This window comes from Serratia sp. LS-1 (assembly GCF_003719595.1).
GTDB classification, from domain to species: Bacteria; Pseudomonadota; Gammaproteobacteria; order Enterobacterales; family Enterobacteriaceae; genus Serratia; species Serratia ureilytica.
This window is the reverse complement of the sequence record NZ_CP033504.1, coordinates 4,861,165-4,882,327: the sequence shown is the minus strand read 5'-3', so window position 1 is coordinate 4,882,327 and position 21,163 is coordinate 4,861,165. Positions and strand designations below refer to the sequence as shown.

General features: G+C 59.9%; 26 protein-coding genes. 7 read left to right on the top strand and 19 right to left on the bottom strand.

Going from position 1 to position 21,163, the window contains the following annotated elements; genetic code table 11:
* Positions 1 to 68: 68 nt before the first annotated feature.
* Positions 69 to 2,021: a bifunctional 2',3'-cyclic-nucleotide 2'-phosphodiesterase/3'-nucleotidase gene (locus tag EDY99_RS23225; RefSeq protein WP_033641637.1), complete on the top strand. Its 1,953-nt coding sequence runs from the start codon at positions 69 to 71 to the stop codon at positions 2,019 to 2,021.
* A 113-nt stretch (positions 2,022 to 2,134) separates the two neighbouring features.
* On the top strand, positions 2,135 to 2,800 hold the full coding sequence (gene ytfE / locus EDY99_RS23220; protein ID WP_033641636.1) for an iron-sulfur cluster repair protein YtfE: 666 nt from the start codon (positions 2,135 to 2,137) through the stop codon (positions 2,798 to 2,800).
* 43 nt (positions 2,801 to 2,843) lie between these two features.
* Here ytfE and EDY99_RS23215 read toward each other — a convergent pair whose 3' ends face one another.
* Entirely contained in the window at positions 2,844 to 3,464 is a 621-nt protein-coding gene (locus tag EDY99_RS23215) for a peptidylprolyl isomerase (protein WP_123062091.1), read from the bottom strand.
* A 267-nt stretch (positions 3,465 to 3,731) separates the two neighbouring features.
* Here EDY99_RS23215 and EDY99_RS23210 point away from each other — a divergent pair, with 267 nt between their 5' ends.
* Positions 3,732 to 4,406 (top strand): OapA family protein, encoded by a 675-nt coding sequence (locus tag EDY99_RS23210; RefSeq protein ID WP_123062090.1) that lies wholly within the window; start codon positions 3,732 to 3,734, stop codon positions 4,404 to 4,406.
* Positions 4,407 to 4,409: 3 nt separating this feature from the next.
* On the opposite strand, the gene EDY99_RS23205 is transcribed toward EDY99_RS23210, so the two are convergent.
* The 5 genes from EDY99_RS23205 to rpsF form a co-directional block, all read right to left on the bottom strand.
* Entirely contained in the window at positions 4,410 to 4,763 is a 354-nt protein-coding gene (locus EDY99_RS23205) for a DUF488 domain-containing protein (RefSeq protein WP_042783523.1), read from the bottom strand.
* Between the two features lie 112 nt (positions 4,764 to 4,875).
* Entirely contained in the window at positions 4,876 to 5,328 is a 453-nt protein-coding gene (gene rplI, locus EDY99_RS23200; RefSeq protein ID WP_004933629.1) for a 50S ribosomal protein L9, read from the bottom strand.
* Positions 5,329 to 5,367: 39 nt separating this feature from the next.
* A complete protein-coding gene (rpsR, locus tag EDY99_RS23195) occupies positions 5,368 to 5,595 on the bottom strand; it encodes a 30S ribosomal protein S18 (protein WP_000135199.1) in 228 nt (75 codons plus the stop codon).
* Positions 5,596 to 5,599: 4 nt separating this feature from the next.
* Positions 5,600 to 5,917, bottom strand: coding sequence for a primosomal replication protein N (gene priB / locus EDY99_RS23190; RefSeq protein ID WP_049233092.1), 318 nt, complete (start codon positions 5,915 to 5,917; stop codon positions 5,600 to 5,602).
* Positions 5,918 to 5,925: 8 nt separating this feature from the next.
* Positions 5,926 to 6,324 carry a 30S ribosomal protein S6 gene (gene rpsF / locus EDY99_RS23185; protein WP_004933634.1) on the bottom strand — a complete coding sequence of 133 codons (399 nt, stop codon included), beginning with the start codon at positions 6,322 to 6,324 and terminating at the stop codon, positions 5,926 to 5,928.
* 236 nt (positions 6,325 to 6,560) lie between these two features.
* On the opposite strand from rpsF, the gene EDY99_RS24715 reads away from it, so the two are divergent.
* Together EDY99_RS24715 and EDY99_RS23180 are read left to right on the top strand one after the other, a co-directional pair.
* Positions 6,561 to 6,767 (top strand): hypothetical protein, encoded by a 207-nt coding sequence (locus EDY99_RS24715; protein ID WP_129993662.1) that lies wholly within the window; start codon positions 6,561 to 6,563, stop codon positions 6,765 to 6,767.
* A 10-nt stretch (positions 6,768 to 6,777) separates the two neighbouring features.
* Positions 6,778 to 7,044 carry a DUF1471 domain-containing protein gene (locus EDY99_RS23180; RefSeq protein WP_033638913.1) on the top strand — a complete coding sequence of 89 codons (267 nt, stop codon included), beginning with the start codon at positions 6,778 to 6,780 and terminating at the stop codon, positions 7,042 to 7,044.
* A gap of 99 nt (positions 7,045 to 7,143) precedes the next feature.
* On the opposite strand, the gene EDY99_RS23175 is transcribed toward EDY99_RS23180, so the two are convergent.
* Both EDY99_RS23175 and yjfP read right to left on the bottom strand, forming a co-directional pair.
* Positions 7,144 to 7,518: a hypothetical protein gene (locus tag EDY99_RS23175; protein WP_033641632.1), complete on the bottom strand. Its 375-nt coding sequence runs from the start codon at positions 7,516 to 7,518 to the stop codon at positions 7,144 to 7,146.
* A gap of 124 nt (positions 7,519 to 7,642) precedes the next feature.
* Complete coding sequence (gene yjfP, locus EDY99_RS23170) at positions 7,643 to 8,395, bottom strand: esterase (RefSeq protein WP_116286787.1); 753 nt, start codon at positions 8,393 to 8,395, stop codon at positions 7,643 to 7,645.
* A gap of 127 nt (positions 8,396 to 8,522) precedes the next feature.
* Here yjfP and bsmA point away from each other — a divergent pair, with 127 nt between their 5' ends.
* Positions 8,523 to 8,831, top strand: a complete 309-nt coding sequence (gene bsmA, locus EDY99_RS23165) for a biofilm peroxide resistance protein BsmA (RefSeq protein ID WP_033651492.1) — start codon at positions 8,523 to 8,525, stop codon at positions 8,829 to 8,831.
* A gap of 123 nt (positions 8,832 to 8,954) precedes the next feature.
* On the top strand, positions 8,955 to 9,230 hold the full coding sequence (locus EDY99_RS23160) for a DUF1471 domain-containing protein (protein WP_025305027.1): 276 nt from the start codon (positions 8,955 to 8,957) through the stop codon (positions 9,228 to 9,230).
* On the opposite strand, the gene EDY99_RS23155 is transcribed toward EDY99_RS23160, so the two are convergent.
* The 11 genes from EDY99_RS23155 to hfq form a co-directional block, all read right to left on the bottom strand.
* Positions 9,227 to 9,625: a DUF350 domain-containing protein gene (locus EDY99_RS23155; protein WP_015376394.1), complete on the bottom strand. Its 399-nt coding sequence runs from the start codon at positions 9,623 to 9,625 to the stop codon at positions 9,227 to 9,229. The genes EDY99_RS23160 and EDY99_RS23155 overlap by 4 nt on opposite strands.
* A 66-nt stretch (positions 9,626 to 9,691) precedes the next feature.
* Entirely contained in the window at positions 9,692 to 11,320 is a 1,629-nt protein-coding gene (locus EDY99_RS23150) for an isovaleryl-CoA dehydrogenase (RefSeq protein ID WP_123062089.1), read from the bottom strand.
* 116 nt (positions 11,321 to 11,436) lie between these two features.
* Positions 11,437 to 12,168: a 23S rRNA (guanosine(2251)-2'-O)-methyltransferase RlmB gene (gene rlmB, locus EDY99_RS23145; protein ID WP_004933653.1), complete on the bottom strand. Its 732-nt coding sequence runs from the start codon at positions 12,166 to 12,168 to the stop codon at positions 11,437 to 11,439.
* A gap of 61 nt (positions 12,169 to 12,229) precedes the next feature.
* Positions 12,230 to 14,704: a ribonuclease R gene (gene rnr, locus EDY99_RS23140; protein WP_033641627.1), complete on the bottom strand. Its 2,475-nt coding sequence runs from the start codon at positions 14,702 to 14,704 to the stop codon at positions 12,230 to 12,232.
* Between the two features lie 59 nt (positions 14,705 to 14,763).
* Positions 14,764 to 15,189, bottom strand: a complete 426-nt coding sequence (gene nsrR / locus EDY99_RS23135) for a nitric oxide-sensing transcriptional repressor NsrR (RefSeq protein WP_015376391.1) — start codon at positions 15,187 to 15,189, stop codon at positions 14,764 to 14,766.
* A gap of 233 nt (positions 15,190 to 15,422) precedes the next feature.
* Positions 15,423 to 16,721 carry an adenylosuccinate synthase gene (locus EDY99_RS23130; protein WP_025159583.1) on the bottom strand — a complete coding sequence of 433 codons (1,299 nt, stop codon included), beginning with the start codon at positions 16,719 to 16,721 and terminating at the stop codon, positions 15,423 to 15,425.
* Positions 16,722 to 16,819: 98 nt separating this feature from the next.
* Positions 16,820 to 17,020, bottom strand: a complete 201-nt coding sequence (locus tag EDY99_RS23125) for a DUF2065 domain-containing protein (protein ID WP_004933666.1) — start codon at positions 17,018 to 17,020, stop codon at positions 16,820 to 16,822.
* A gap of 63 nt (positions 17,021 to 17,083) precedes the next feature.
* Positions 17,084 to 18,088 carry a protease modulator HflC gene (gene hflC, locus EDY99_RS23120; protein WP_004933669.1) on the bottom strand — a complete coding sequence of 335 codons (1,005 nt, stop codon included), beginning with the start codon at positions 18,086 to 18,088 and terminating at the stop codon, positions 17,084 to 17,086.
* A gap of 3 nt (positions 18,089 to 18,091) precedes the next feature.
* Positions 18,092 to 19,342: an FtsH protease activity modulator HflK gene (gene hflK / locus EDY99_RS23115; protein ID WP_033641626.1), complete on the bottom strand. Its 1,251-nt coding sequence runs from the start codon at positions 19,340 to 19,342 to the stop codon at positions 18,092 to 18,094.
* A 68-nt stretch (positions 19,343 to 19,410) separates the two neighbouring features.
* Positions 19,411 to 20,691, bottom strand: coding sequence for a ribosome rescue GTPase HflX (hflX, locus tag EDY99_RS23110; protein ID WP_033641625.1), 1,281 nt, complete (start codon positions 20,689 to 20,691; stop codon positions 19,411 to 19,413).
* A gap of 98 nt (positions 20,692 to 20,789) precedes the next feature.
* Positions 20,790 to 21,098, bottom strand: a complete 309-nt coding sequence (gene hfq, locus EDY99_RS23105) for an RNA chaperone Hfq (protein WP_004933678.1) — start codon at positions 21,096 to 21,098, stop codon at positions 20,790 to 20,792.
* Between the last annotated feature and the right edge of the window lie 65 nt (positions 21,099 to 21,163).

Below are 21,163 nucleotides of genomic sequence, written 5' to 3'. Positions count from 1 at the left end.
TGGCAAGCAATGTTAATTACATTTCCCTCTGCGATAACACTCGAATAATGGAATGGAGAGAACCCCAAATGATGAAGCATCCACTGACGCTGTCCGCGCTTGCGCTGCTGGTGTGCGCCTCGGCGCAGGCGGCCACCGTCGATCTGCGCGTGCTGGAAACCACCGATCTGCACAGCAACATGATGGACTTCGATTACTACAAGGACACGCCGACCGACAAGTTCGGCCTGGTGCGCACCGCCAGCCTGATCCAACAGGCGCGCCAGCAGGCCGCCAACGCGGTGTTGGTGGATAACGGCGACATCATTCAGGGCAGCCCGCTCGGCGATTACATGGCGGCCAAAGGGCTGAAACCGGGCGACGTGCACCCGGTCTATAAGGCGATGAACACGCTGGACTATGTGGTCGGCAACATCGGCAACCATGAGTTCAACTACGGGCTGGACTACCTGAAGAACGCCATCGCCGGCGCCAAATTCCCGTACATCAACGCCAACGTCATCGACGCCAAAACGCAAAAACCGCTGTTCACGCCATACATCATCGTCGATACCCCGGTGAAGGATCGCGATGGCAAGGCGCATACGCTGCGCATCGGCTACATCGGCTTCGTGCCGCCGCAGATCCTGGTGTGGGACAAAGCCAACCTGCAGGGCAAAGTGACGGTGGACGACATCACCGCCACCGCCAAGCGCTACGTGCCGCAGATGCGTAAACAGGGCGCCGATCTGGTGGTGGCGATCCCGCATTCCGGGTTGTCCAGCGAGCCTTACAAGGCGATGGCGGAAAACTCGGTCTATTACCTCAGCCAGGTGCCCGGCATCGACGCCATCATGTTCGGCCACGCCCACGCGGTGTTCCCGAGCAAGGACTTCGCCAACATCAAAGGCGCGGATATCGACAAAGGCCTGCTGAATGGCGTACCGGCGGTGATGCCGGGCCAATGGGGCGACCATCTCGGCGTGGTCGATCTGCAGCTCAACAACGATGGCGGCAGTTGGAAAGTGACCGCCGCCAAAGCGGAAGCGCGGCCGATCTACGACAAAGAGAACAAGAAATCGCTGGCGGCGGAAGATGCCGCGCTGGTGAAGGTGTTGGCGGACGATCACAAAGGCACGCGCGAGTTCGTCAGCCAGCCGATCGGTAAATCCGACGGCAACATGTACAGCTACCTGGCGCTGGTGCAGGACGATCCGACGGTGCAGATCGTCAACAATGCGCAGAAGGCCTACGTCGAACATTACATCCAGGGCGACCCGGATCTGGCCGATCTGCCGGTGCTGTCCGCGGCGGCCCCGTTCAAGGTCGGCGGCCGCAAGAACGACCCCGCCAGCTTCGTCGAAGTGGAAAAAGGCCAGCTCACCTTCCGCAACGCCGCCGATCTCTATCTCTATCCCAATACGCTGGTAGTGGTGAAGGCCAGCGGCAAAGAGGTGAAAGAGTGGCTGGAGTGCTCCGCCGGCCAGTTCAACCAGATCGACGTCAACAGCGCCAAGCCGCAAGGCTTGATCAACTGGGACGGCTTCCGCACCTATAACTTCGACGTGATCGACGGCGTCAACTACCAGATCGACGTCAGCCAACCGGCGCGCTACGACGGCGAATGCCAGCTGATCAACGCTAAGGCGGAGCGCATCAAGCAGCTGACCTTCAACGGCAAGCCGATCGATCCGAACGCCACCTTCCTGGTTGCCACCAACAACTACCGCGCCTACGGCGGCAAGTTTGCCGGCACCGGCGACAAACATATCGCCTTCGCTTCGCCGGATGAAAACCGCTCGGTGCTGGCGGCCTACATCACCGCCGAAACCCAGCGGCATGGCGCGGTGCGCCCGCAGGCGGACAACAATTGGCGTTTGGCTAACTTCAGCAGCAAGCAGCCGCTGGATATCCGCTTCGAGACCTCGCCATCGGACAAAGCGACGGCGTTTATCAAGGAGCACGCCCAATACCCGATGACCGCCGAAGGCCATGACCATATCGGTTTCGCGGTCTATCGCATCGATTTAAGCGCGAAATAATCGCCAGGCCGGGGCAATCCCCCGGCCATCTCCTCTATTTTCCCGCTGGCGCGCCCATTAAATTGCATTTAAAATGCATGTTATAAAATTCCTTCGTTTAAAGAGGCACTACCATGGATTACCGCAATCAATCCCTTGGCGCGCTCGCTATCGCCATTCCCCGGGCATCCCGCCTGTTTCGCCAGCATCAGCTGGATTTCTGCTGCGGCGGCAGGCAATCGCTGGCACGCGCCGCCGAGCGCAAAGGGCTGGATATCGACAGACTGGAAAACGAACTGGCCGCCCTGGCCGCCACGCCGGCGCACAGTCGGGACTGGCGCACGGCGCCGCTCGGTGAGGTGATCGATTACATTCTGCCGCGCTTTCATCAGCGGCACCGCGAGCAGTTGTCCGAACTGGTGCTAATGGCGGAAAAAGTCGAACGCGTGCATGGCGACAAACCCACCTGCCCGCGCGGACTGGCGAAGCAGCTGAACCTGATCCGTCTGGATCTGGAGGATCACATGATGAAAGAGGAGCAGATCCTGTTCCCGCTGATCAAGCAGGGCATGGGGCCGCAGGCCGCCGGACCGATCTCGGTGATGGAACACGAGCATGACGAGGCGGGTGAGCAATTGGAGGTGGTGAAATTCCTCACCGATAACGTGACGCCGCCGGAGGGCGCCTGTACCACCTGGCGAGCGCTGTATAACGGCATCGATGAGTTCATCGGCGATCTGATGGAGCACATCAGCCTGGAAAACAATCTGCTGTTCCCGCGCGCGCTGAGCGGCGCATAAAATAAGGGCGCCACGAAGGCGCCCAGAGTAATCCTCGGTGGGATTACAGGATTTCCAGCAGCTCGACGTCGAACACCAGCGCGCTGAACGGCGGGATGGACGCGCCTGCGCCACGCTCGCCGTAGGCCAGGTTGTGCGGGATATACAGCTGCCATTTGGAACCGACCGGCATCAGGGTCAGCGCTTCGATCCAGCCTGGGATCACGCCGCTGACCGGGAATTCTGCCGGCTGGCCGCGCTCGACCGAGCTGTCGAACACGTCGCCGTTGATCAGACGGCCGGTGTAGTGCACACGCACGCGATCCTGACGGGACGGGATTGGGCCGTTGCCCTGCTCCAGTACGGAGAACTGCAGGCCAGACTCGGTCAGCGTCACGTCGTCGCGCTTGGCGTTGTCGTCCAGGAATTTCTGGCCTTCAACGGCCATCGCCTGCTGGCGCTCGCGGCGCACCGTATCCGCACGCTCGTGGATTTCACGCAGCGCACGGTGCACCACGTCTACCGGAACCGCCGGGGCATTCCCTTCCAGCGCGTCGCGCAGACCCGCCAGCAAAGCTTCCGGTTGCAAACCTTCCAGCCCGGACTCTTGCAGCTGCTGGCCGACCTGTAAACCAATCCCGTAACTTGCTTGCGCTTCAACGCTGTCAAAAGAAGGGGTTGTCATGGGGTTTTCCTTAAGTCTGTAAAAAGTCGAAAGCGCAGCATAACAGCGCGTCAATGCCGGGTAAAATCTTGTGTGGAGAATGATGACTTTTGTCGTAGAAAAAGAAACAATAACCTTCTGTTAACGCCCGCAGCCGCAAACCCCGGCCCTGCCGCTCAGCCGCCTTTCACTTCAATCAGTTAGCGGACTATACTGAAAGCAGGATATCGGGCAGGCGACGCGCTTGCCGCGCCGCGCTTATTATTACGCCGTCGAAGAGAGGTCACCATGGGCAGAATCGCGCCCAGGAGAAGGAAAACCACCCGCATCTACCAGCCGCTGCTGCGCACCTGGCTGAACGTCAGCCAGCGCCTGAAACCCGGCGCCGCACCCACGCAGGAAGACGCGGAGTCGCCATCGGAACCGCCGTCGGCCAACGACAAGATGCAGCGGGTCAAAGCGCTGCTGGCCAAAGTCTGGCATCTGCCGGACGGCTTCCATTGGATGGAACCACTGCCCTACTTTCACCGCCGCTGGGTGCTGATCTTCGGCATCATTCTGCTGCTGGCGTTGCTGTGGCCCTACTCGCCCGAAAGACAGCCGTTCCCGGTCTCTCAGCAGGAAACCAGCGTGCCGCTGCAGGCTGAGCTGCAAAACGGCGGTGGCGCCGCCACGCCGGCCAACGAACCGACGCCGGCGGGCAACTGGCAGCGTTATCAGATCCAGCCCGGCCAGACGCTGGCCCAGCTGTTTCGCGACAACAATCTGCCGGTGAATGAGGTGTTCGCCATGGCGCAGGTGGAAGGCGGCGACAAACCGCTGAGCAACATGAAAGCCGGTCAGGAAGTGCGCATCGAACGCGACGCCAACGGCGTGATTAACGCGCTGTCGGTCACCACCGTGGACAACAGCCAGGCGCTGTTCCGCCGCCAGGCCGACGGCAGCTACCGCCGGGAACGCTAATCGCTAAAGCTGCGCCAGCAAAAACTCGCGCAGCACCACGCCCTGGTTGTGCTCGGTATCTTTGCTGCCATACAGCAGCGTCAGCGCCTCCCCCTGCCGCAACAGCGCCACCAGCGGCTGCCAGGCGTCGTTGGCCGCCAGCTGTTGGCGGTAACGCGCCTCGAAGGCTTCCCACTGGTCGGTATGCTGATGGAACCACTTGCGCAGCTCGTCATCCGGCGCCACCTGTTTCAACCACTGCACGCCCGCCAGCCTCTCCTTGCTGATGCCGCGCGGCCATAGCCTGTCTATCAGATAGCAATGCGCCGGCGCCGGCGCGCTGAAATCGTAAACCCGCTGTAGCGTAATCGTTGCCATCACACGCTCTCCCTTTTCATCCCGTCTTCTAGCGTAGCGCGTTTTGCCGGGCGCAGAAAAGCAAAACGCCAGCGCGAGGCTGGCGTTTTAACCGGGTTAACAGCAGCGTAAATTACGCTTCTGCAACCACAACTACATTCAGCTGTGCGAACACGTCGCTGTGTACCTGGAAGTGCACTTCGTGCTCACCAGTGGTACGCAGAACGCCGTTCGGCAGACGAACTTCGCTCTTGGCAACTTCAACGCCTGCCGCAGTCACTGCGTCAGCGATGTCGCGGGTGCCGATAGAGCCGAACAGTTTACCTTCGTCGCCAGATTTGGAAGCGATGGTCACTGAACCCAGTTCGTTGATCTTGGTTGCGCGAGCTTCAGCAGCAGCCAGAACGTCAGCCAGTTTGGCTTCCAGTTCAGCACGGCGTGCTTCGAAGAACTCAACGTTTTTCTTGGTAGCAGGAACAGCTTTGCCCTGTGGTACCAGGAAGTTACGAGCGTAGCCCGCTTTAACGTTAACTTGATCACCCAGGCTGCCCAGGTTTGCTACTTTATCAAGCAGAATAACTTGCATTACCTTATCCTCTCAAAGTCGTTAATGGACAGTGGCCGATTACTGATGACGATCAGTGTACGGCAACAAAGACAGGTAGCGCGCGCGCTTGATAGCACGGGCCAGCTGGCGCTGATATTTTGCACGAGTACCGGTGATACGGCTCGGTACAATTTTACCACTTTCGGTGATGTAGTTTTTCAGCGTAGCGATGTCTTTATAGTCAATCTCTTGAACGCCTTCCGCGGTGAAACGGCAGAACTTGCGACGACGGAAATAACGTGCCATTTGGCTAGTCTCCAGAATCTATCAATTCAATCTGCTCGGCATGCAGAACCAATTTGCTCAGCCCGTTGCGCCCTTGATGGCAGCTTACAAAGCCTTGCACGGTAATCTGACTGCCGACCGTTAATCTTTGAGTTAGTGCTTGTGACTGTTGTCCGCTGACAACCACGGGCATTCGGCACCATGCTTGTCTGCTGAATCCGGCTTCCATCTGCTGCGAACGGTGCTCTAGCACAAATTGGCAGTGCGGTATCCCGGAAGGACTCACTTTTCGAACCGGCGCCTTGCACACAGTGCCCGACAAAACCAGACGATTAGCCGTCACGGCGGCAATTACTCTTCAGAATCCCCAGCATCTGCATCATCTGCGGTTTCGTTAGCGAAGTCTTCGCGGCGATCGCCACGACGTTCGTCTTTCGCTTTAACCATCGGAGATGCTTCAGTTACCGCGTGCTTAACGCGCATAACCATGCTGCGGATAACGGCGTCGTTGAAGCGGAAGTTAGTTTCCAGCTCATCGATCGCTTCCTGCGGCGCTTCAACGTTCAGCAGAACGTAGTGAGCTTTGTGCAGTTTGTTGATCGGATAAGCCAGCTGACGGCGGCCCCAGTCTTCCAGACGGTGAATCTGACCTTGCGCGTTAGTGATGGTAGCACTGTAACGCTCGATCATGCCCGGAACCTGTTCGCTTTGGTCAGGATGGACCATAAAAACGATTTCGTAATGACGCATCGAATTGCTCCTTACGGATTATTCAGCCTCCTGTCAGGGTCAACCGCGGCCCATGGAAGCAAGGAACGTGTTTAGTGTGCGGCTGAAAAATGACGCGTAATCATACTGACGCAGGGCGGGAAACTCAAGGACTGCGTGGGTTTTATTCGCGTTATTGAGAGGGGGTATGGGAAATAGCACGATTTGCTGGCGGGGAAACCTATGTACGCCAATCCATCAGTTTCAAAAATCTTTCAATGAAATCAGCGCTGAGTCACAAATCTATTTCATTTTTTTTGAAAAAGGCCATCAAAACGCCCCGCTTTTTAATCCGCCGCAACCGACTAAAATTAACCTTATCCGCCGCAGACAGCGCGACGAAAAAGATTCCAGGTTATTCAATGCAGATAAATGACTTTTTGCCGCAGCGACACTCGCTGTCAGGCCGTAACGGCAAAAAGTAAGAGAGGCACTATGAAACGCATCATTCTCGCGACGGCGCTTGCCGCCCTGTTCTCCGCCAACGTGATGGCCGCGACGGAGATCTCCTCGCACCAGGCCGATCAACGCCAGAGCGTTGGCTTCGTCACCCTGAACCAGAACGTGGTCTCGCCGGATGACGCCAGCAGCCAGGTCAGTAAAATCGCCGATCAACGCGGTGCAAGCTCTTATCGCATCATCGCCCTGCACGAACCGGGCGACAACAGCACGATGCACGTCAGCGCCGAGCTGTACCGTTAAAAAGACGCGCCACGCCAGGGAAATCCCCAGGGCTTCATCAGAAAGCCCGTTCAGTCCGCACCGGAGCGCCGCCTGTCGGGCGCTCCACTTCCTCACCCATCACAGTTTGAGCAACGTCGGCGCGCTGAACGCCTTGCCCGGATTGTGCAATTGCAGCGCCATCCGCAGATAGTTTGTCCGTGCCTGCAGCAGTTCGGCGCTTTCCTCCAGCGTCGCCCGCTGCTCGAAGGAGAGCGAGCCGGCCTTCGCGGTTTGCGCGGCCGCCGCTTTCGGCGCGGAGGCGAACAGCGCCGTCATGTTTTGCACCGTATGCGCGGTGATGCGCGACAGCGGATTCGCCTTGTTTTGCCGCGCCTTGCCGTCGGCTGCCCCCAGCATCTCACTGAAGGCCATTGAGTTAAGATCGGCGCGCGCTTTCATCGTTCCCGCCAGCCCGCGCGCTGTCTCGGCCGTATTGCTGATACCCTTTATCATGCTCTCCGCTCCTTGCCGCCCCTGAAAGAATTCACGCTGACATTCTCCTCCGCCATGCGTCAAACAATGACCGAAACAGCCTACAGAGAGCACCGCAATTCCACGCATCGCGCCCGGAGGCGCATTACAATTCGCGGCGAAAGAAATCGGTGGTGGCGGACAGCGCCAGCGGCGTGATGCGATGCTTCACGCCCGGCTCGACGAGCGATGTCAAACGGCCGTCCGCACCTTGCTGCCGCAGTTCAGCCGCCAAACGCAGGCTGTCCGCCGCCGGCACCACGTCGTCCGTCTCGCCGTGCCACAGCAGCAGCGGCCGCCCTGCAATCTGCGCCAAACGTCCTTCCAGCTCATACTCCGCCAGCACGGCGGTGCGCGCCGCAAACGCCGCCGGCGAGAGCGCCTCGCCCGTCTCGCCCAACGGCGGATACAGCGTTTGCGCCAGCGCACGGTAATAGCCGGAACCCATCAGGCTGGCGGCCGCACGGATCCACGGAAAGCGCGCGAAGGCGCCAAGCGCGGTCATGCCGCCCATTGAGGCGCCGGCGACGCCGATGCGGCCGTCGGCGATCAGGCCAAGCCGCTCAAAATGCGCGTTGATCTGCGGCAGTTCGTCGATATTGCTGCGCAGGATCTCCCAGAATGACGCCAGGCGCCGCGCCTCATCGCCGTCGAATCGCTCGCCGTGCCGATCGGCATCCGGCAACACCGCCCGAAAACCGGCGCGCGCCAGCGCATAGGCGAAATAAGCGTATACCTCTTTCGACGAGGTATAGCCATGGCAGAAGAACACCGTCGGCAGCGGCCGATGATACTGCCCCGCCGGCACCGCATGGATCACCGCGATATCGCCAGCCTGCTCGTCATGAATTTCGATCATCCGTTCATCCTCAACTCACCTGTTGGCATTCATCATGACAAACTTGCGCGAAGCAGCGTTAGCTCAATCTGTTACAGCTTATATTGCGTTACACTGAAGCCATCGCACCGGCGCTTACGAGGTCACCATGACGATTGCCCGCACACTCATTACCCTGACGCTGGCCGCACAGCTTTCCGCCTGCGGCATCATGACCACCACGCCGAAACCGCCGCCGCCCCCCACCGCTCAGGCGCAGGAGATCGTTCGCGCGCAGACCGCCGAGCTGGTGAAAATGGGCACCGTCACCGCCGTGGTGCGCGGCAGCCCGATGGACGTGGAAGCGGAGATCCAACGCAAGGCCACCGCCGCCGGCGCCCGTTATTACGTGATCATCATGAACAGCGAAACCGTCGTGCCGGGCCAATGGTATTCCCAGGCGATCCTGTATCGCTAAAGCGGGGATTTTTTAAGCAGCTTTACACTGGCTTTGCACTGGCTGAAGAAGGGTGTTGCACACTGAGGGACAGCATGCCGCATGTTGCGGGTGTCGATTCAGGATCTGACGAAGGGGAACGCCATGAAACGCTCCACCGCACTCACCTCCCTCTTGCTTTCCATGGGATTGCTCAGCACCGGCGCACAGTCCGCCGAGCTGGCGCCCGCCGATCGCGTGACGCCGCTCAGTGAAATCGCCGAGATCACCTTCAACGATCTGCCCGGCTCACCGCAGGAGGCGGAACTGGCCATCGCCCGCACCGCCGACCAACACGGCGCCAGCTATTACCGCATCCTGCGGATGGAAGAGCAGGCGCACCCACTTGGCTGGCGCGCCTCGGCCATCTTATACCTTTAGTAGCTCATGCAAGCCGCATTCAACACCCCGCCGCTGACGGAGACGCCCCCCAGGAAAATCCCGGCGGCCAGGTGATTCGCTTCTATCTTGTCGCTGATGCGCGGCATGTAGATCTTCACGGCGGCGAACAGCAGCAGTTGCACCACCAGCGCCACCACGCCCCACAGCAGGTAATCCAGCAGGCTGATCGAGTTGATCGCCGCGCTGGCCAACGGGATCACATACCCCAGGCAAGCGCCGATGAAAGCAAAGGCGGCGGATTGATTATCGGCCTTGATCAGCGCCCATTCGTCGTGCGGAGTGATGCGGGTATAGACGAACAGAAACACCAAAATCATGGCGAAACCGCTGAAGAAATAAGAGGCGAACGCCGCCAACGCGCTGAGAATATCCATGTGCATTTTCCTGTCAGAGTGAGGCTGAATTAAAAAGGTTTTCGCCGCCGCGCGCCACCCTTTTCCCTAACCGCCGATGGCGCGGTTCAGCAGCAGTTCGCACACCTCGGCCGACAGCAGGCTCTCGCCGCGGTGATCCAGCGTCAGATGACACCAGGCGTCGGCGATCTGCGGGCTGGCGTGCTGCAGCAGCTGCGCGGCGCAGCACAGGTCGAACAGCTGTTGAGTCAGCAGCCGCCCCATCTCCTCGCTCGGTTGCCGGGCACGCTGCTGCCACTGCCGCCAGGCGTGATCGAACAACCGATTCTGGCCGCGCACCGGCTGCAGCTCGAACTGCAACATCTCGAGCGCGCCCGGCAGTTTATGCAGACTGCGCAACACGTCCAGACACATGATGTTGCCGGAGCCCTCCCAGATGCTGTTCACCGGCATTTCACGGTACAGGCGCGGCAGCTCGCTCTCCTCGCAGTAACCGATGCCGCCCAGCACCTCCATAGCCTCGGCGATGAACGGCATGCCCTGACGGCAAATGCTGTATTTGGCCGCCGGGGTCAGCAGCCGGCTGTAGATCAGTTCGCCTTCATTGCTGCGGCTCTCCCAGGCGCGGGCCAGCCGGAACAGCAACGCGGTATGCCCTTCCAGCCGCAGCGCCATGCGCGCCAAGACCTGGCGCATCAGCGGTTGTTCTATCAACAACTTGCCGAACGCCTGCCGCTGCAGCGCATGATACAGCGCCACCGACAGCCCGCGGCGCATCAGGCCGTGGCTGCCCAGCGAACAGTCGAAACGGGTCAGGCCGCCCATCTTCAGGATATGCCGCACGCCGTCGCCCTCATCGCCCAGCAGCCAGGCCGTGGCGTCCTGAAACTCCACCTCGCTGCTGGCGTTGGAGCGGTTGCCCAGCTTGTCTTTCAACCGCTCAAGGCGAATGGCGTTGCGGCTGCCGTCCGGCAAAATACGCGGCAGGAAGAAGCAGGACAGCCCGCCTTCGGCCTGCGCCAGCACCAGGTGCGCATCGCTTTGCGGCACCGAGAAGAACCACTTGTGCCCCACCAGCCGGTAGGCTTCGCCCGGCCCGCGCGCGCCGAGCGGCGTGGCGGTGGTGGTATTGCTCAACACGTCGGAGCCGCCCTGTTTCTCCGTCATGCCCATGCCGATCAGCAAGCCGCGCTTCTGCCCGCCCGGCAGCAGGTGAGCGTCATAACGATCCGACAGCAGCGGCGTCAGCCAGGAGCGAAACTCGGCCGGTAACGCCTGCAGCAGCAGCGGCGTGGCGCCGAAGGTCATGGTCACCGGGCAGAGCGTGCCGGCCTCGACCTGCGCATGCAGCATAAAGCGCGCGGCGCGCGCCACGAAGGAACCGATGCGCGCATCCTCCTGCCAGGGCAGGTTGTGCACCCGGTTGGCGATCAGCCCCTGCATCAGGATATGCCAGGCCGGGTGAAAGCGAACGTCGTCCAGCCGCTGGCCGGTGGCGTCGTAGCGCAGCAGCTCCGGCGGGTTGGCGTTGGCCAGCCGCCCCAGTTCCAGCGACTCCTGCGTGCCGAGCTGCTGGCCCAGCGAAGCCAATACCTCGGCGTCCCAACCGCCTTGCTCGCGCTGCAACGCTTCGCGCAGCGGCGTATCGGAGAGAAACAGGTTGCTGTTGCCCAGCGGCTTGGGTTGGTTAAAAACGGTGTGCGTAGTCCAGACCATGAGAGTGCTCCCTGAAAAAAGCGTCAGGGGTAAGTATGGTCGGCGCAGAGATTTCTGCCGCAGGCGGGATCACAAGAGGGGGAATTAACGGGAGCACGGCGCCCCCGTCAGAAGAATCAGCCGCGCTGGCGCACCGCTTCGAACAGGCAGATGCCGGTGGCGACCGACACGTTCAGTGAAGAGACGGTACCGGCCATCGGGATGCTGATCAGCTCATCGCAGTGTTCGCGGGTCAGGCGGCGCATGCCTTCGCCTTCCGCGCCCATCACCAGCGCCATCGGGCCGGTCATTTTGCTTTGATACAGCGTATGGTCGGCTTCGCCGGCGGTGCCGACGACCCAGACATTCATCTCTTGCAGCAGACGCAGCGTGCGCGCCAGATTGGTCACGCGGATCAACGGCACGTTTTCGGCGGCGCCGCAGGCCACTTTCTTGGCAGTGGCGTTCAACTGGGCGGAACGATCGCGGGGCACGATCACCGCGTGCACGCCGGCCGCATCGGCGCTGCGCAGGCAGGCGCCGAGGTTATGCGGGTCGGTCACGCCGTCCAGCACCAGCAGGAATGGCGTTTCCACGCTCTCCAACAAGCCCGGCAGATCGTTCTCCTGATACTGACGCCCTTCGCGCACCCGGGCGATGATCCCCTGGTGCACCGCGCCTTCAACCTTGTCATCCAGCCATTGGCGGTTCGCCACCTGGATCACGATGCCGGTCGCTTCCAGCTCGGCGATCAGCGGCTGCAGGCGGCGATCTTCGCGGCCTTTCAGGATAAACACTTCCAGGAAGCGTTGCGGATCGCGCTCTAACAGGGCTTTGACGGCGTGGATGCCGTAAATAATTTCGCTCATGATGCTCTTTTAAATTCGTGCGGCCGGCGATAACCGGCCGATGATAACGATGTGCGGCAGGTTAAGCCTGCTCGGCACCTTTCTTCTTGGCTGCGCGTTTGGCTTTGGTCGCCGCCGCGATTTTCCGCGTTTTGTCGGACGCTTTCTTGGCTTTCTTCTTCGCCTTCTTCACGTTGTCCGCGGGCTTGGCGTCATCCTGCTTGCGGAAGGCGCTGTCCGGCTCGAAGTTGGCCGGCGGTTTGCCGCCGCGGCGCTTGCCGCGCCCCGCGTTGCCATTGTCGCGCAACGTGCGCTGGCCGCCCTTCTTGGCGCGATCGCGCTCGGTTTTACCTTCACCGCGCGCTTTACGGGTGCTGGATACCAGCGCGAAGTCGATCTTGCGCTCGTCCATATGCACCGCATCCACGCGGATCTCCACCGTATCCCCCAGGCGATAGACCGTGCCGGAAGACTCGCCGATCAGGCGCTGGCCGATATTATCGTAGCGATAGTAATCATTATCCAGCGTTGATACGTGCACCAGCCCGTCGATGAACAGATCGTTCAGGCGCACGAAGAAGCCGAAGCCGGTCACGCTGGAGATGATGCCGCTGAACACTTCACCGACGTGATCCTGCATGAAGTCGCACTTCAGCCAGTCGGCGACGTTGCGCGTCGCTTCGTCCGCGCGGCGCTCGGTCATCGAACAGTGTTCGCCCAGCTGCAGCATCTCTTCGAATTCGCTGTGCCAGCCGCCGGTCGGCGTCCAGCGCTCTTTCGGCTCGCCATGCTCTTTGGCCAACTGGTATTTGATCGCGCGGTGCAACGCCAGATCCGGATAACGGCGGATCGGCGAGGTGAAGTGGCCGTAAGAGGCCAGCGCCAGGCCGAAGTGGCCGCGGTTTTCCGGATCGTAAATCGCCTGCTTCATCGAGCGCAGCAACATGGTTTGCAGCATTTCGTGGTCAGGGCGCTCGGACACTTCATCCATCAGCACCGCATAGTCCTTCGGCTGCGGCTTGTTGCCGCCGCCCAGCGTCAGCCCCAGCTCGCTCAGCACGCTGCGCAGCGCGGAGATGTGGTCATCGCTCGGACGATCGTGCACGCGGTACAGCGCCGGCTCGTTGCGTTTCTCGACGAAGCGCGCGGCCGCCACGTTGGCCATGATCATGCACTCTTCGATCAGCTTGTGGGCGTCGTTGCGCACCGTCGGCTCCACGCGCTCGATGCGGCGTTCGGCGTTGAAGATGAATTTGGCTTCTTCGGTTTCAAACGCGATGCCGCCGCGCTCGGCGCGCGCCTTATCCAGCACCTTGTACATGGCGTGCAGCTCTTCCAGGTGCTTGACCAGCGGGTGGTAATGCTCGCGCAGCTCCTGATCGCCCTGCAGAATGTGCCACACCTTGTTGTAGGTCAGGCGGGCGTGGGAGCTCATCACCGCCTCGTAGAACTTGGCCGTGGACAGGCGCCCCTGGGCGGAGATGGTCATCTCGCACACCATGCACAGGCGATCGACCTGCGGGTTCAGGGAGCACAGCCCGTTGGACAGCACTTCCGGCAGCATCGGGATCACCTGCGACGGGAAATACACCGAGTTGCCGCGGCTGCGCGCTTCGTCGTCCAGCGCGGTGCGTGGACGCACATAGTAGCTGACGTCGGCGATCGCTACCCACAGGCGCCAGCCGCCGCCGCGTTTTTTCTCGCAGTACACGGCATCATCGAAGTCGCGCGCGTCTTCACCGTCGATGGTGACCAACGGCAGCTTGCGCAGATCGACGCGGCCCTTCTTGGCCGCTTCCGGCACCTGTTCGCTGAGATCGGCCACCTGCTTTTCCACCTGCGGTGGCCAGGTATGCGGGATCTCATGGGTGCGCAGCGCGATATCCACCGCCATGCTGGTGCCCATTTTGTCGCCGAGGATCTCGACGATCTTGCCGACCGCTTTGGTGCGGCGGGTTGGGCGTTGAGTCAGCTCCACCACCACCATGTAGCCCATGCGCGCACCGCTGACGCTGTCCGCCGGGATCAGAATATCGAAGCTCAGACGGCTGTCGTCCGGCACCACGAAGCCGGTACCGGCATCCATGAAGAAGCGGCCGACGATCTGGCTGGTTTTCGGCACCAGCACGCGCACGATGCGCGCTTCGCGACGCCCTTTGCGATCCGCGCCCAGCGCCTGCGCCAGCACCACGTCACCGTGGATCGCCATTTTCATCTGTTCGGCGGACAGATAGAGATCGTCTTTGCTGCCTTCAACGCGCAGGAAGCCATAGCCGTCGCGGTGGCCGATCACCGTGCCGCGCAACAGGTCCAAACGCTCCGGCAGCGCGTAGCACTGGCGGCGGGTAAACACTAACTGGCCATCGCGCTCCATGGCGCGCAGGCGGCGGCGCAGCGCTTCCAGCTGTTCTTCGCCGCTGAGGCCCAATTCGTTGCCCAGTTCTTCGCGGCTGGCCGGCGTTTCTCGTTTCGCCAAATGGGCCAGGATATATTCACGGCTGGGGATGGGAGATTCGTATTTTTCTGCTTCTCGTTCCAGGAATGGATCTTGTGACATTGCGGTTCCTCCGTTGTCATCAGCAGGATGACGTTGAGCCTTGTCTTCTCAACGTCGTTTTATTCGACAAGCAATAGCTTGTAGAGCGGCGGATTGTCTTCGACCATGTCGGCCAACGTATGCTTATCCAGCTCTTCAAGGAAATTCTGTACGCCCTGTTGGAGCACCTGCTTCAATCGGCAGGCAGGGGTGATGTGGCAAAACTCGCTGCTGCAGTTAACCAGCGCAAGCGGCTCCAGCGCCCGCACGACATCGCCGAGGCGAATGCTCTCGGCCGGTTTGCCCAAACGGATGCCGCCATGCTTGCCGCGCACCGCCGTGACAAAACCGACCCGGCTCAACTGATTGATGATCTTCACCATATGGTTGCGAGACACGCCATACACCTCGGTCACTTCCGAGATACTGGTCATCTTGTCCTGCGGCAACGAGGCCATGTAGATCAACGCCCGCAGACCATAATCAGTAAAACTTGTTAACTGCACATCTTACCTCTGGGTATGACTTTACCCGTCTGATACGCCGCTTTTCGGCGCTATTCAAAAGATTACTCATTGGATAATAAACCAGCCGGAGAGTTCGTCGCTAATTATTTAGCGAATCCCGCGCCCTAAGGCGGGTTTATGAAAGGATTTTTTGACGTGAAACCGCAATCGGAGGGAGTCAGGATAAAAACAAACCGGGACGCGCCCGGTTTGTTTAATGCCGCAAAGCCTGATTATGCGTCGAACGGGTCGCGCAGGATCATGGTTTCGCTGCGATCCGGGCCGGTAGAGATGATGTCTACCGGTACGCCGGTCACTTCTTCGATGCGCTTGATGTAGTTCAGCGCAGCCTGAGGCAGCTTGCTGTGCTCTTTCACGCCAAAGGTGGTTTCGCTCCAGCCCGGCATGGTTTCGTAGATAGGCTCAATGCCTTCCCAGCCTTCAGCCGCCAGCGGAGTGGTGTCCACTTCACGGCCGTCCGGCATGCGGTAACCCACGCAGATCTTCACTTCTTTCAGGCCGTCCAGGACGTCCAGTTTGGTCAGGCAGAAGCCGGACAGGGAGTTGATCTGCACCGCGCGACGCACCGCTACCGCGTCCAGCCAGCCGGTACGACGACGACGGCCGGTGGTGGCGCCGAACTCGTTACCCTGCTTGCACAGGTACTCGCCGGTTTCATCGAACAGTTCGGTTGGGAACGGGCCTGCACCCACGCGAGTGGAGTAGGCTTTCACGATGCCCAGCACGTAGTCCACATAACGCGGGCCGATGCCGGAACCGGTAGCCACGCCGCCGGCGGTGGTGTTGGAAGAGGTCACGTACGGGTAAGTACCGTGGTCGATATCCAGCAGGGTGCCCTGAGCGCCTTCGAACATGATCAGATCGCCACGCTTGCGCGCGCCGTCCAGCAGTTCGGAAACGTCAACCACCATCGCGGTCAGGATATCGGCGATAGACAGCACGTAGTCCAGCGTCGCCTGATAATCGACGGCTTCAACTTTGTAGTAGTTGACCAGTTGGAAGTTGTGGTAATCGACGATCTCTTTCAGCTTAACGGCGAAGGTTTCTTTGTTGAACAGATCGCCGACGCGCAGACCGCGACGAGCCACTTTATCTTCGTAAGCCGGGCCGATGCCGCGACCGGTGGTGCCGATCGCTTTCGCGCCGCGCGCTTTCTCACGCGCGTTATCCAACGCAACGTGGTAAGGCAGGATCAACGGGCAAGCTTCAGAGAGTAACAGACGTTCGCGTACCGGGATGCCACGCGCTTCGAGTTCACCCATTTCTTTCATCAACGCGTCCGGCGCCAGAACAACACCGTTGCCGATGATGCTGGTGACGTTTTCACGCAGAATGCCTGAAGGAATTAAATGAAGAACGGTTTTTTCACCGTTGATTACCAGAGTGTGGCCAGCGTTATGGCCACCTTGGTAGCGCACAACATATTGAGCCCGTTCAGTCAGCAGGTCTACAACCTTGCCTTTACCTTCGTCACCCCATTGGGTGCCCAGTACGACGACGTTCTTACCCATTTTTCAAAATCACCGATTGCTTAAAAATGGATTCTACCACCGTAATTTTCGATTTTCAGCACTTTTAGCATACGATTGCATAAATTTTGGGCTAGACTTTAAAGACCCGTGCGGCCGCTCAACATGTAGTAGATCACGCAGCCCGCAACCACTATTCCACCGCCAAATCGCCGCAGCGTCGCGTCCGGCAATTGCGACATCGCCACAATCATTTTGCGCCAGGCCTGCGGAAACAGCATCGGCCCCAGTCCTTCCAGCACCAGGACCAGCCCGAGCGCCAGCCAAATCGTTGAGTTCATGCATCCCCCAAAAACGAGAAAGGGCCCGCGAAAACGGGCCCTCGATCAGATTGCCTGCCGCGCTTATTTGCGCAGGGTATCAGGCGACTTCATGTAGCGGAAGAAATCACTGTCCGGGCTCAGTACCAGCACGTCCTGGTTGTCCTTGAAGCTGGCTTCATAGGCACGCAGGCTGCGGATAAAGGCATAGAAGTCCGGATCCTGGCTGAACGCGTTGGCGAACAGCTTGGCTGCTTCAGCATCGCCTTCACCACGGGTGATACGCGCCTGACGCTCGGCTTCCGCCAGGGTACGGGTCACTTCGTAGTCCGCGCTGGCACGCAGTTTCTCGGCTTCTTCCTGGCCCTGCGAGCGCAGGCGACGGGCTACCGCTTCACGCTCGGCGCGCATACGCTGGTAGATGGCGTCGGAGACTTCGGCCGGCAGGTTGATCTGCTTGATACGCACGTCGATCACTTCGATGCCCAACGCCGCCATGCTGTTCGGGTTCACCTGCGGCTGTTTGCCGGTGGTTTCCCGCTCAACGCGCGCCGCCGCAGAGGCGATAGCGTCATCGGCTTCGGTGGTCGCCACTTCTTCGCCGTCACCCACGGTGCCGGTGTTCAGCGCGTCACGCACGTCAGACATCAGCTTGCCGCGCGAGTCGGTCACGATGTCTTTCACGTCCAGGCGGCCGATTTCGGAACGCAGACGGTCGCTGAACTTACGCTTCAGCAGCACTTCGGCCTGGGAGACGTCGCCGCCGCCGGTCGCCAGATAGTAGCGGCTGAAGTCGCTGATGCGCCACTTCAGATAGGAGTCAACGATCAGGTCTTTCTTCTCGCTGGTCACGAAGCGATCGGCCTGGTTGTCCATGGTCTGGATACGCGCATCCAGGTTCTTCACGGTCTCAATGAACGGGATCTTGAGGTGCAGACCCGGCGCATACACCAGCGGCTTGTTTTCGCCGTCGCGCAGCACTTTGCCGAAGCGCAGCACAATGCCGCGCTGGCCTTCCTGCACCACGAACAGCGAAGCGTACAGCACCACCAGCACCGCGAGGACAATAACTACAAAAGACTTACGCATTGATTACTCTCTCCCTACGCGAGTGGTGTCGTCACGCTGCGCATTCGCCCGGCGCTGATCCATAACCGATCCGCTGCTGGTGCGCGGGGTGCTGCTGTTGGCAGCCGGTGCTGGATTCGGATTGAGGCGAATCAGGCTGGTATCCTTGTTGCCGCTCTCCGTCGCCGCGCCTTGGCCGCGCAGCATCTGATCCAGCGGCAGCACCATCAGGTTGTTGCCTTTGTCGCTCACCAACACCTTACGGGTATGGCCCAGCACTTTTTCCATGGTTTCGATATACAGACGCTCGCGGGTGATCTGCGGGGCGGACTTGTATTCCGGCAACAGCTTGGCAAAGCGCGCCACCTCACCCTGAGCTTCCAGGACGGTGCGGTCTTTATAAGCCTTGGAGTCTTCCAGCAGACGCTGCGCCTGGCCGTTCGCACGCGGCTGAACTTCGTTGGCGTAAGCTTCCGCTTCACGGATGTATTGCTGCTCGTTCTCACGCGCGGCGATCGCATCGTCGAACGACGCCTTCACCTCTTCCGGCGGACGCGCCGCCTGGAAGTTGACGTCCAGCAGCGTGATGCCCATGTTGTAAGGACGAATGGTCTCTTCCAGCATGCGCTGCGTATCGTTACGCACCACGGTACGGCCTTCGGTCAGGATGCGATCCATCGAGTATTTGCCGATCACGCCGCGCAGGGCGCTGTCGGTCGCCTGGCTCAGGCTGTCGTCGGCATTGACGACGCTGAACAGGTACGCTTCCGGATTGGTCACGCGGTACTGCACGTTCATTTCCACGCGCACCACGTTTTCATCGGAGGTCAGCATCACGCCGGACGCCGCCAGCTCACGCACGGATTCCACGTTCACCGGACGCACGTCGTCGATGAAGGTCGGCTTCCAGTTCAGGCCCGGCTGCACCAGGTGGCTGAACTTACCGAAACGCGTCACGACGCCGCGCTCGGCTTCCTTGATGGTGTAGAAGCCGCTGGCGGCCCAGATCACCACCACGGCAACCGCCGCGATACCGATAATGCGGCCGCTGAAACCCGGGCCGGAGGCCCCGGTGCCGCCGCTATTGCTGTTGGAGCCTTTGCCTCCGCCAAAACCGCTCAATTTCTTGCTCAGTTTGCGGAAGATATCATCCAAATCAGGTGGCCCTTGATCACGACCGCCTTTGTTGTTACCGCCAGAGTTGCCGCCATTGTTATTGCTGCTCCCCCACGGGTCGCGGTCCTGTCCGTTATTACCGGGCTGATTCCACGCCATGTTTTAGCTCCATATTCTGTGATTGGGTACTTCAGGCTTTCGCGAAGCATAAATGTAACAGGATATGATCATACGATAAAGTCAATCAGGTCCTGTTCTTGCTTGCAGAGACGACGCCATTCGACGATCGGCATTCGCACCACCACGCCAATGCTGCCGTCCTCTTCGTTCCACTCTTTTTCAATCGCCTGAAGCTGGTAAAAACGGCTGCGAAGACGGCCTGCCCGTGGCGGTAAGCGCAATTCGTAATGCGCGATCTCCCCCGATAAGCGCTCCGTCAACGCCTGATACAGCAACGGAATACCCTCTCCGCTGGCGGCGGACAGCCACACCCGGATCGGCAGGTTTTCATCGTTGCGGTCGATACGCGGCACAAAATCGTCCAGCATATCTATTTTGTTCATCACTAACAGTGTAGGGATTTCATCCGAGTCTATCTCCGCCAGCACGGTGTTCACCGCGTCGATGTTCTCGTCGACGCGCGGATCCGCCGCGTCGATGACGTGCAGCAGCAAAGAGGCCTGGCGCGTCTCCTGCAGCGTCGCCTTGAAGGCGGCCACCAGATCGTGCGGCAGGTGCCGGATAAAGCCTACGGTATCCGCCAACACGGTATCCCCCACGTCCGGCACGTCAATGCGCCGCAACGTAGGATCCAGGGTGGCAAATAGCTGGTCCGCCGCATACACCTCGGCAGACGTTATTCGGTTAAACAGGGTGGATTTGCCGGCGTTGGTATAGCCCACCAGCGATACGGTCGGCACATCGGCGCGGGTCCGCGCGCGTCGGCCTTGTTCACGCTGCTTCTCTACCCGCTCCAGGCGGCGCAGAATCAAGCTGATGCGATCGCGTAACAGGCGACGGTCGGTCTCAAGCTGGGTTTCCCCCGGCCCGCGCAGGCCTATCCCCCCTTTTTGCCGCTCCAGGTGCGTCCAGCCGCGTACCAGACGCGTGGCGATGTGACGCAGCTGCGCCAGCTCCACCTGCAGCTTACCTTCATGGGTGCGGGCACGCTGGGCGAAAATGTCTAAAATCAGCCCGGTGCGATCGATCACCCGGCATTCGCACAGGCGCTCAAGGTTTCTTTCCTGCGCCGGGGAAAGGGAATGATCAAACAGGACAACAGACGCGCCGCTGGCTTTCACCGCATCTGCAATTTCTTCGGCCTTTCCTTCGCCGACAAAGTACTTCGGATGCGGGGCTTTGCGGCTACCAGTCACCACTTGCAAAGCTTCGACACCGGCTGAGGAGACCAGCGATTCGAACTCGCTGAGATCTTCCGTATCTTTGTCTTGCGAGAAATAGATATGAACCAGTACGGCCTGCTCACCGGCTTCATAACGGTCAAACAAGCGTGCAACCTCTCAAACGGACACTCACCGTGAGTTTGGGGGACATAAACAGCACGCGGCTGCTTATGCTCCCCGTCATGGTTGACTTGCAACGCGCTTTATTCAGCGTCATCGCTTTCCTGCTGCGGCTGTTGCTGCGCAGACGGATTGTTACCATGGTGATAGTTGCTTGAACCGCCGCTCGGATTGTTGCTGTGATGCGAGACCGGGCGTGACGGGACAACGGTAGAGATAGCGTGCTTGTACACCATCTGGCTAACCGTGTTCTTCAACAGGATGACAAACTGGTCAAAAGACTCAATCTGGCCTTGCAGCTTAATACCATTCACCAAATAAATAGAAACCGGAACACGTTCACGACGCAATGCGTTCAGGAACGGATCTTGCAAAGATTGCCCCTTAGCCATTCTATCTTTTCCTTATTTGCTTGTTGTTTGTAACTAAGAACCTGTCGGCTCTAAAATAAACGACG

Coding starts and splice junctions, on each gene's coding strand:
- EDY99_RS24715 (WP_129993662.1), top strand. CDS start 6,561: ATGAAATCAGCGCTGAGTCACAAATCTATTTCATTTTTTTTGAAAAAG.
- EDY99_RS23125 (WP_004933666.1), bottom strand. CDS start 17,020: ATGAACTCAACGATTTGGCTGGCGCTCGGGCTGGTCCTGGTGCTGGAA.
- rpsF (WP_004933634.1), bottom strand. CDS start 6,324: ATGCGTCATTACGAAATCGTTTTTATGGTCCATCCTGACCAAAGCGAA.
- EDY99_RS23175 (WP_033641632.1), bottom strand. CDS start 7,518: ATGATAAAGGGTATCAGCAATACGGCCGAGACAGCGCGCGGGCTGGCG.
- EDY99_RS23215 (WP_123062091.1), bottom strand. CDS start 3,464: ATGACAACCCCTTCTTTTGACAGCGTTGAAGCGCAAGCAAGTTACGGG.
- rpsR (WP_000135199.1), bottom strand. CDS start 5,595: ATGGCACGTTATTTCCGTCGTCGCAAGTTCTGCCGTTTCACCGCGGAA.
- hflK (WP_033641626.1), bottom strand. CDS start 19,342: ATGGCGTGGAATCAGCCCGGTAATAACGGACAGGACCGCGACCCGTGG.
- hfq (WP_004933678.1), bottom strand. CDS start 21,098: ATGGCTAAGGGGCAATCTTTGCAAGATCCGTTCCTGAACGCATTGCGT.
- EDY99_RS23205 (WP_042783523.1), bottom strand. CDS start 4,763: ATGGCAACGATTACGCTACAGCGGGTTTACGATTTCAGCGCGCCGGCG.
- EDY99_RS23150 (WP_123062089.1), bottom strand. CDS start 11,320: ATGGTCTGGACTACGCACACCGTTTTTAACCAACCCAAGCCGCTGGGC.
- EDY99_RS23130 (WP_025159583.1), bottom strand. CDS start 16,721: ATGGGTAAGAACGTCGTCGTACTGGGCACCCAATGGGGTGACGAAGGT.
- bsmA (WP_033651492.1), top strand. CDS start 8,523: ATGACGATTGCCCGCACACTCATTACCCTGACGCTGGCCGCACAGCTT.
- rplI (WP_004933629.1), bottom strand. CDS start 5,328: ATGCAAGTTATTCTGCTTGATAAAGTAGCAAACCTGGGCAGCCTGGGT.
- EDY99_RS23180 (WP_033638913.1), top strand. CDS start 6,778: ATGAAACGCATCATTCTCGCGACGGCGCTTGCCGCCCTGTTCTCCGCC.
- rlmB (WP_004933653.1), bottom strand. CDS start 12,168: ATGAGCGAAATTATTTACGGCATCCACGCCGTCAAAGCCCTGTTAGAG.
- hflC (WP_004933669.1), bottom strand. CDS start 18,088: ATGCGTAAGTCTTTTGTAGTTATTGTCCTCGCGGTGCTGGTGGTGCTG.
- rnr (WP_033641627.1), bottom strand. CDS start 14,704: ATGTCACAAGATCCATTCCTGGAACGAGAAGCAGAAAAATACGAATCT.
- EDY99_RS23210 (WP_123062090.1), top strand. CDS start 3,732: ATGGGCAGAATCGCGCCCAGGAGAAGGAAAACCACCCGCATCTACCAG.
- ytfE (WP_033641636.1), top strand. CDS start 2,135: ATGGATTACCGCAATCAATCCCTTGGCGCGCTCGCTATCGCCATTCCC.
- EDY99_RS23160 (WP_025305027.1), top strand. CDS start 8,955: ATGAAACGCTCCACCGCACTCACCTCCCTCTTGCTTTCCATGGGATTG.
- EDY99_RS23225 (WP_033641637.1), top strand. CDS start 69: ATGATGAAGCATCCACTGACGCTGTCCGCGCTTGCGCTGCTGGTGTGC.
- EDY99_RS23155 (WP_015376394.1), bottom strand. CDS start 9,625: ATGGATATTCTCAGCGCGTTGGCGGCGTTCGCCTCTTATTTCTTCAGC.
- yjfP (WP_116286787.1), bottom strand. CDS start 8,395: ATGATCGAAATTCATGACGAGCAGGCTGGCGATATCGCGGTGATCCAT.